Annotated in this window: 6 protein-coding genes and 1 pseudogene; 4 read left to right on the top strand and 3 right to left on the bottom strand. The window is 42.8% G+C overall.

All coding sequences use genetic code 11. The features are described from left to right. The 3 genes and pseudogenes from AB4653_RS12590 to cysZ form a co-directional block, all read right to left on the bottom strand. Nucleotides 1-80, bottom strand: a pseudogene (locus tag AB4653_RS12590) (HPr family phosphocarrier protein); the annotation flags it as partial. A gap of 288 nt (nt 81-368) precedes the next feature. After that, nucleotides 369-1,337: a cysteine synthase A gene (gene cysK, locus AB4653_RS12585; RefSeq protein WP_012604562.1), complete on the bottom strand. Its 969-nt coding sequence runs from the start codon at nt 1,335-1,337 to the stop codon at nt 369-371. A 236-nt stretch (nt 1,338-1,573) separates the two neighbouring features. Further along, on the bottom strand, nt 1,574-2,332 hold the full coding sequence (gene cysZ, locus AB4653_RS12580; RefSeq protein WP_012604561.1) for a sulfate transporter CysZ: 759 nt from the start codon (nt 2,330-2,332) through the stop codon (nt 1,574-1,576). Nucleotides 2,333-2,561: 229 nt separating this feature from the next. Here cysZ and zipA point away from each other — a divergent pair, with 229 nt between their 5' ends. From zipA to AB4653_RS12560, 4 genes are all read left to right on the top strand, one after another. Continuing rightward, entirely contained in the window at nt 2,562-3,698 is a 1,137-nt protein-coding gene (gene zipA / locus AB4653_RS12575; RefSeq protein WP_009847360.1) for a cell division protein ZipA, read from the top strand. A gap of 92 nt (nt 3,699-3,790) precedes the next feature. Next, nucleotides 3,791-5,803 carry an NAD-dependent DNA ligase LigA gene (ligA, locus tag AB4653_RS12570; protein WP_009847359.1) on the top strand — a complete coding sequence of 671 codons (2,013 nt, stop codon included), beginning with the start codon at nt 3,791-3,793 and terminating at the stop codon, nt 5,801-5,803. A gap of 524 nt (nt 5,804-6,327) precedes the next feature. Continuing rightward, nucleotides 6,328-7,482 carry a porin gene (locus tag AB4653_RS12565; RefSeq protein ID WP_009847358.1) on the top strand — a complete coding sequence of 385 codons (1,155 nt, stop codon included), beginning with the start codon at nt 6,328-6,330 and terminating at the stop codon, nt 7,480-7,482. Nucleotides 7,483-7,606: 124 nt separating this feature from the next. After that, the coding region (locus tag AB4653_RS12560) for a DUF2057 domain-containing protein (protein WP_372104307.1) at nt 7,607-8,290 on the top strand (684 nt) is incomplete at its 3' end.

The raw sequence follows: 8,290 nt of genomic DNA, 5'->3' as shown, positions 1-8,290 counted from the left end.
AACTGTGCAGCTGGACGAGTGTGAAGACCGTTTTCTGCTGTGATTTCTACTTGCTTCTCGTACATTTTATATACCCCAATTAATTTATTTTTTGTAAGTTTGTAACCAGATTTAGCTTAACTGCTTTAGCTCAAATGCGCTAGAGGCTAGTACGCCATGTTCGTGTTAGAACTTAGACTGGTTATAAATTTTTATCCAGCCATGGTCGTCTTTTGTTGAGTACTCATGACTTTCAGAATTTGTTTATTGCTTCTTTTATTTTGAAGCGAAAAATAAAACAGACCCGATATTACCAAAGGTGAGGCAGGGATCAACAAAAAAGCCCCTAAATGGGGCTTTTTTGGACGAAAAATTGATTTGACCACATATTATTGTTGGTTCTCTTTTTCCGTAAAGATACCAGCAAATAGGGCCGTACTAAGGTAACGCTCGCCCGAGCTTGGTAGTACAGTAACGATAGTTTTCCCTGCAAATTCAGGTAGTTCCGAAATTCTGTTTGCTGCTACTACTGCTGCACCAGATGAGATGCCCGCTAGGATACCTTCTTCTTTCATTAGGCGTTGAGCCATCTCAATTGCTTCTTCAGAAGTTACTGACTCTACACGGTCAATAATGTCTAAATCTAGGTTGCCAGGAATGAAACCTGCGCCAATACCTTGGATTTTGTGTGGTGCTGGTTTGATTTCTTCACCTGCAAGTGCCTGCGCAATCACTGGAGATTCTGCTGGTTCAACGGCTACAGAAGTGATGGCTTTGCCTTTTTCACCTTTAATGTAACGACTTGTTCCAGTGATAGTGCCACCTGTACCTACACCGGCTACAAACACATCGATCTCACCATCTGTTGCTTCCCAAATTTCAGGGCCAGTTGTCTGCTCGTGAATTTGTGGGTTCGCTGGGTTGTTGAATTGTTGCAGTAGTAGGTATTTGTCTGGGTCTGAAGCAACAATCTCTTCAGCTTTAGCAATCGCGCCGTTCATACCTTTTGGTGCTTCAGTTAGCACTAGGTTTGCGCCAAGAGCTTTAAGCAGCTTACGACGTTCTAGGCTCATTGATTCAGGCATTGTTAGTGTTAGCTTGTAACCGCGCGCTGCAGCTACGAATGCAAGAGCAACACCTGTATTACCACTGGTAGGCTCAACAAGCTCGATACCTGGCTTAAGCGTACCTGCTTTTTCTGCTTCCCAGATCATGTTTGAACCGATACGACACTTAACGCTGAAGCTTGGGTTACGAGCTTCGATCTTAGCTAGGACGTTACCTTTGCTTACCTTGTTTAGGCGGACTAAAGGTGTGTTACCAATCGTTAGGGTGTTGTCTTCGTAGATCTTGCTCATGCGATATTCCTTCATTTAATGACAGAACTAAACGTAGTATATCTACCAATTTACCGTCTAGTGTCTTTCGATGTTTGTTTAGCTTGAATTTAGATTAAACAAGTTGAAAAAAAGGTAAAAGGATTAAAAAGTTATATCATATAGAGATGTCGCAGGATTCACGCCTATCTTTATTGAAATCAGAACTTCAAAAAGATAGGCGTTGTTAGAGCAGGCTGTAGAACTATAGGCGATAGCTATAGACGAGAGCGTAGGGCTTGGTCTTTAAACTCTGCAACCCACATTGCAGTAGCGCCGCAGACGGCAACTGGCATCACAATCAGGTTTAAAACTGGAATGGTAGTAAACACGGAAACAAGTGCGCCGAAGCTGTAGCTCTTACCTTGCTTTTGTTTCAAATTATTTCTCATGTCATCGAACTTGATTTTATGGTTGTCGAACGGGTAGTCAGCGTACTGAATAGCTAACATCCATGCAGTGAAAATGAACCATAAAAACGGTGCAACAGTTTGTCCTAGCGCTGGAATTAACAAAAGTAGGAACAAACCGATCGCTTTTGGCAGGATATAGACAAGCTTGCGCCATTCTCTTGCTAAAATACGAGGGGTGTCTTTAAGTACATCCAGTAAACCATCATCATTGACTTTTTTACCACTCAGCAGTTCTTCGACTTTTTCCGCGAGTAATCCGTTGAAAGGTGCGGCAATAAAGTTAGCGAGTGTACTGAAGAAATACGAAAACGTGGCCAAAACGGTTAACACAAGTAGTGGCCATAGGATATATGACAACCACGACAAGAAACTTGGCAATGCACCAATCCAGCCTTCAATCCAAGTGTTTAAGTTGGAGAAAATATAAAATAAAGCACCGCCCACAAGTAACACGTTAGCGATAAGAGGAAGCAGTACAAACTTACGGATACTCGGCGATAAGGCAATTTTTATTCCGAAAATAAAATAGCCAAAGCCAGAGCGAGGAACAGATTCAATAGTCATATTTAAATTGGGTCACATGTGAATTTGGTTAAATAGCAAACATCTCTAGTGTACTCGACCGAAATTAAGAAAAAAAGCGTGGTGAAAATCACACCAAGTAATGAACTAATTGTATTAAGTGGTTCTAAAACAGTGGCTACTTTTGATAGAGTAGTGAGATTAGCCAAATTAACCTAACTTAGTGACAGCGTTTTTATAGCTAGTTGACTAAGAAAGCTGAGAGCGAAAAATGCAGGAATTGCGATTTGTACTCATTATTGTTGGCGCATTAGCTATCGCCGCATTATTGTTCCATGGTCTATGGACGAGTAAGAAAGAAGGGAAAGCAAAGTTTGGAGATAAGCCGCTTGGTAAGCTTGATAATGACAGCTTAGATGAAGCTGAAACGATCCCAAACCGTTCATTCGCTCCTGAGGATGATTTTGAGATAATCCGAAAAGAGCGTAAAGAACCGGATTTTGCTGTCTCACCGTCTGCAACTGATCCGCTGATTGACTCAGATCCATTGTCAGCGCCACAGCAAAAAGAAGCTCACGAAGACGAAATAGAATTGAATGATCTTCCTTCTTTCAGTGTTGAAGACCCGATCGAAGTTAAAGGTGAGCTTGAACAGGTTGAGGAAGAGAAGGTTGTTGAACCTGAAGTTCCGAACTTTGAATTGACTGACGAGCAAAAACAAAATCACGCAGGCTTTAAAGAGCAGTACGGTTCGTTTGAAGAAGCCTCTGATGCGGTCGCTGATCCACTACTTTCTAGCGAAGGCTTAACGCCAAGCGAACCATTTATTGGGAAAGAAGTGGTTGCTGCACAAAGTGTTACTTCGGTTGAAGAAACTAAGTTAGATAAAGATGCTAACTTAGCTGGGGAAGCTCAGTTGGGTAACGAAGTTAATTTAGCTGACGAAAGTAAGTTAGATGAAAAAGCTCATTCAGATGAAGATCTTGGCCTTGAAGTCATTGTTCTTAATGTTCACTGTGCTGGGGAGATCCCATTTGTGGGTACTGAACTTTTCCGTAGCATGGAGAACAACGGCCTAGCTTATGGTGAAATGTCGATTTATCACTGCTTTGCACAAGCGAGCGATGAGCCAAAAGTTATTTTCAGCGTAGCAAATATGATGCAGCCAGGAACACTAGAACATGACGATCCTGCTGACTTTACCACAAAAGGTATTTCGTTCTTTATGACGCTGCCTTGTTATGGTCAAGCTGATCAAAACTTCAATGTGATGCTGAGTGCTGCACAGAAAATTGCCGACGATATGGGCGGAAACGTATTGGATGAGTCACGTAACTTAATGACGCCAAACCGTTTGTCTGATTACCGTAAGCAAATCCGAGACTTTATGACGGCAGCTAACGCCTAGCCGTATTGTTTAGCCTTGTAAATAATCTATATTTATAGAAAAGGGCTCCTAAGGGAGCCCTTTTTGATATTTCAATCACGACAGAGAATGATATGAAAGAATCGATTCAAGTTACCTTAGAGCAGTTAAGAGAAACTCTGCACTATCATGCCGTTCGTTATTACGTAGAAGATAGCCCTGAGATCCCTGATGTCGAGTACGATCGATTGATGCAACAACTGCTAAAGCTCGAAGAAGAGAACCCAGAACTTGTGACGGTAGATTCGCCGAGTCAGCGTGTCGGCGGTCAGCCTCTAGACGGCTTCACTCAAGTGACCCATGAGATCCCGATGCTTTCTTTAGATAATGCTTTCTCTGATGACGATTTAGATGCGTTCAATAAGCGCATGTCTGATCGAGCGCCAACTGCGAACCTAAAGACCTTCTGTTGTGAACCTAAGCTTGATGGTTTAGCGGTGAGCCTACTCTATGTAAAAGGCACCTTAGTACAGGCAGCGACGCGTGGTGATGGTGCGACTGGCGAAAATATTACCGAAAACGTGCGTACGATCAGCTCGATTCCGCTTAAGTTACAAGGTGAAGGTTGGCCGGAACGTATTGAAGTACGTGGCGAAGTGTTTATGCCAAAAGCGGGCTTCGACAAATTGAATGAGATGGCATTGAAGAAGGGCGAGAAGGTCTTTGTGAATCCACGTAATGCCGCCGCAGGTAGCTTACGTCAGCTTGATTCTCGTATTACAGCAAAACGCCCCTTGGCTTTCTACGCATACAGTGTCGGTGTTGTACAAGGCGCTGAGCTTTCAAATAGCCACTATCAACGATTCCTGCAGCTGAAAGCTTGGGGCTTGCCTATGTGCCCAGAGACAAAGCAGCTAAGTTCTCTTGAAGATGTAAAAGCCTATTACCAAGATATCATGACTCGTCGTGACACCTTGGCTTATGAAATTGATGGGGTGGTGATTAAGGTTGATGACATTGCCGCACAAGAAACTCTAGGTTTTGTTGCACGCGCACCTCGCTGGGCTATTGCTTATAAGTTCCCAGCTCAAGAAGAAATTACTCTGCTCAATGATGTTGAGTTTCAGGTCGGTCGTACAGGCGCTATTACGCCGGTTGCTAAGCTTGAACCTATTTTTGTTGGCGGCGTGACGGTGAGTAATGCAACGCTGCACAATGCTGATGAGATCGCTCGTTTAGGTGTGAAGGTCGGAGATAGCGTGATTATCCGCCGTGCTGGTGACGTCATTCCACAAATTGTAGCTGTTGTACAAGATCGTCGTCCTGAGACGGCTAAAGACATTGTGTTCCCGGACGCCTGCCCTGTATGTAATTCTGCAGTGGAGCGCGTAGAGGGCGAAGCTGTAGCGCGTTGTACTGGCGGTTTAGTGTGTCAGGCGCAGCGTAAAGAGGCACTTAAGCACTTTGTGTCTAGAAAGGCGCTGGATGTCGATGGCCTTGGCGTAAAGGTGATAGAACAGCTTGTGGATCGCGAAATGGTCGAAACGCCAGCGGACCTGTTTAAGTTGAGCGCGGGCGTGATTACGGTTCTTGATCGTATGGGACCTAAATCGGCACAGAATGTAGTGAGTGCGCTTAACAAAGCGAAAGACACGACATTGGCACGCTTCCTTTATTCTTTAGGAATTCGAGAAGTCGGTGAAGCGACGGCTATGAACTTAGCTCAGCACTTTAAAACGCTAGAGTTGGTTCAAGCTGCAACTCATGAGCAGTTGGTTGAAGTGTCAGATATTGGTGACATCGTAGCAAGTCACCTCACGAGCTTCTTCTCACAAGAGAAAAACAGAGCAGTAGTCGACCAACTTATCGAGCTTGGAGTTAACTGGCCTGCAATTGAAGCTGTTGCGGATGATCAAGAGCTACCGTTAGAAGGCAAAGTAGTTGTGTTGACTGGCTCACTTTCTAAATTAGGTCGCAGCGAAGCGAAAGCTGCTTTGCAAGCTTTAGGTGCAAAAGTAACCGGTAGCGTGTCTAAGAAAACGGATATCTTATTTGCTGGTGAAGCCGCTGGTTCTAAACTGACTAAAGCACAAGATTTAGGTATCGAAATAAGAACAGAAGAAGATCTAATAGCCCTTATTTCGTAAGTAAATACAGATAAAAAAAGCTCAAAGGCACTCCTTTCAAGGGAGTGCCTTTTTCGTTTCTGATATAAAAGTAATCACTTTTTAATTGTTGAGAAATTTGTTCCTATACGAACTATGAAATCAGGACAGTGATGACGCTCAACATTAATGAAATGTTGTTATAGTTGTTTGCTAAATGCGAGTGATATCAATTTTTAAGAGGCTGCTGTGTTAGTAAGTTTTTGTTTTTTAATGTTTTTACTCTTTTGCCCCTCGGTTTTTTCAATTAGTAGATCTGGATCACTAAGTACATGATAAATTTGCACCAACTCATATTTTTTTAGATGAAAATTAAGTTCTCATTGATCTTTTTTGGGGTGAAGTTAGTCTTATTGGCATGGATGCACATTGTGTATAACCAGAAAGGAAATCGAGAATTCGGTGTTTCAGGGTTCTCAAACAAGAAAAGGTATTTCTCTCTACGGCGGCCAACTTTAGGCGGGAAATATTCAAACAGCTATATCCATTTTTAGGAGTTTTATTCCATGGAAAACAAAATTTTCAAACGTACTTTACTTGGTGCTGCAGTTGCGATGATTTCAAGTGGTGCATTCGCATCTGAATCTTCTCAAGTTGGTGTTATCTCAGATTTTAACGTTCAGGCTTACGGTGTAGCAGCAATCTCTGTTGTTAACTACGATTCAGAAAAAACTAAAAACGGCGTAAAAACTGATACAGGTACGGGATACGATTACGAGAATGAATCTCGAATTGGTTTCCGTGCAAGTAAAGACATGTTCGAGAACGTGAACGTATTCATGCAAATTGAATCTGGTTACGTTGGTGAAAACGGTGACGGTGCGACACTAGGTAATCGTGATACGTTCTTAGGCCTGCAAGGTGACTGGGGTAAAGTACGTTTTGGTCGTATGCTGACGCCAATGTATGAAGTAATTGACTGGCCTTATGCTAACCCAGGTTTGGGCGCAGTATGGGACTGGGGCGGCGATGTTAAATACAACCGTGACCGTCATGGTGATATGGCTCGATACGATTCTGCTGACTTGAATGGTTTTACATTCAACCTAGCAACAGGTCGTGGTGACTCAAGTGTTAAAGATAACTACTTCTACGGCGCGGCTGCTCACTACCGTTTAGCTGATACGGTTACTTTCCACGCTGCTGTTGAATCAGAATCAGATCGTCAACTAACAGCTGCAACAGCTGGAACTGCTGCTGGTACATGTTTAGTTGCTACGGGTTGTGATGGCGTAAACTTTGGCGGTGCAACTCCTGCAGTTGCTGCAACTTCTGCTGAAATGGCTGATACATTTGGTTATCTAATCGGTTTTGAAGCGTCACTTCCAGCAGGTTTCGGTATTTCTGCAGCCTACAAAGCGGGTGAGTCAGATGTTCAAGGCGGCGCTAAGTCTGAACAGGCTTCATACTCTGTAATCGGTCAGTACTGGAACGGCCCTTGGGGCTTCAAACTAGGTTACGCAGCTAACCTAGAGTCTGAAACTGATGGTGTTAAAAACGCTGATGAAGATAGCGTAATCTCAGGTCAGCTAATGTACGTTCATAACGGCTTTGTTCCTTACATCCGTATTGCACAGCGTGATATCAAAGCTGACGATAAAGGTTCTATTGCTAACACAGATACGTTCGTTACACGTATTGGTTTAGAGTACGGCTTCTAATTGAAACCATGCTTTAAGTAAAGAGATGCGCTGACTAATTAGTCGGCGCATATTCATTTCTGGTCCAGCCTAAGAAAGAAAAGGCATCGAATAATATTATGGGGAAACCCTCGAGGTAGTTAATATGAAAAAAATAGTTTTAGCATCGATTCCTTTATTCTTAATTGGATGTACAACATTAGATTCTAATAGTGATTTTACAGATTCTGTTAAAAGAATAGAGAGTAAGCAAAATTACCAAATTGTCGTTGGTGAGTCGCTGTCTCCTGATGTGCTTGAAGTTAGACAAGGTCAGCTAGTTAACTCGTCTTTAGAGCTAAATTACGTTACCCCAAACAGTACTGTAACGGTACCTGATTCATACATAACGATGGAGCTTCAGTACTTTAAAAATTACAACGAGTATCGCTCTGTCTTAGTTCAAGGTTCTGAAGGTAAAGTGCCATTAAAACCTTATGCGGCTTCAGCTGAAACATGCAGCGATATATGTACTCAAACACAGTATGTGAAATTTCCTGTATCTAATGAAATCTTCAACGAAGCACCTTTTAAAGATCTAATTTTTGATGTCCAGGTTTCAAATGCGAACAGCATTTCGTTTTCTATTCCTGCTGGCTACATCGAAGCAATCGTAAATACGGGTGATAAAAACGCAACAGCTAAATCTGTTATGGCAGCACCTGTAGCCGCAGCCGCACCTGTAGTTGCAGTTCCCGCGCTTCAGCAAGAGCCGGTAAGCCAAGCTCAAGAGATGTCAAAATATTGGTTTGAACAAATTCCAACAGAACAAAGAGACTCCGTTATTAAC

The organism is Vibrio sp. 10N.222.48.A3 (genome assembly GCF_041475345.1).
GTDB classification, from domain to species: Bacteria; Pseudomonadota; Gammaproteobacteria; order Enterobacterales; family Vibrionaceae; genus Vibrio; species Vibrio tasmaniensis_A.
The sequence above is the reverse complement of the archived record's forward strand: the minus strand, read 5'-3'. Positions and strand labels throughout refer to the sequence as shown.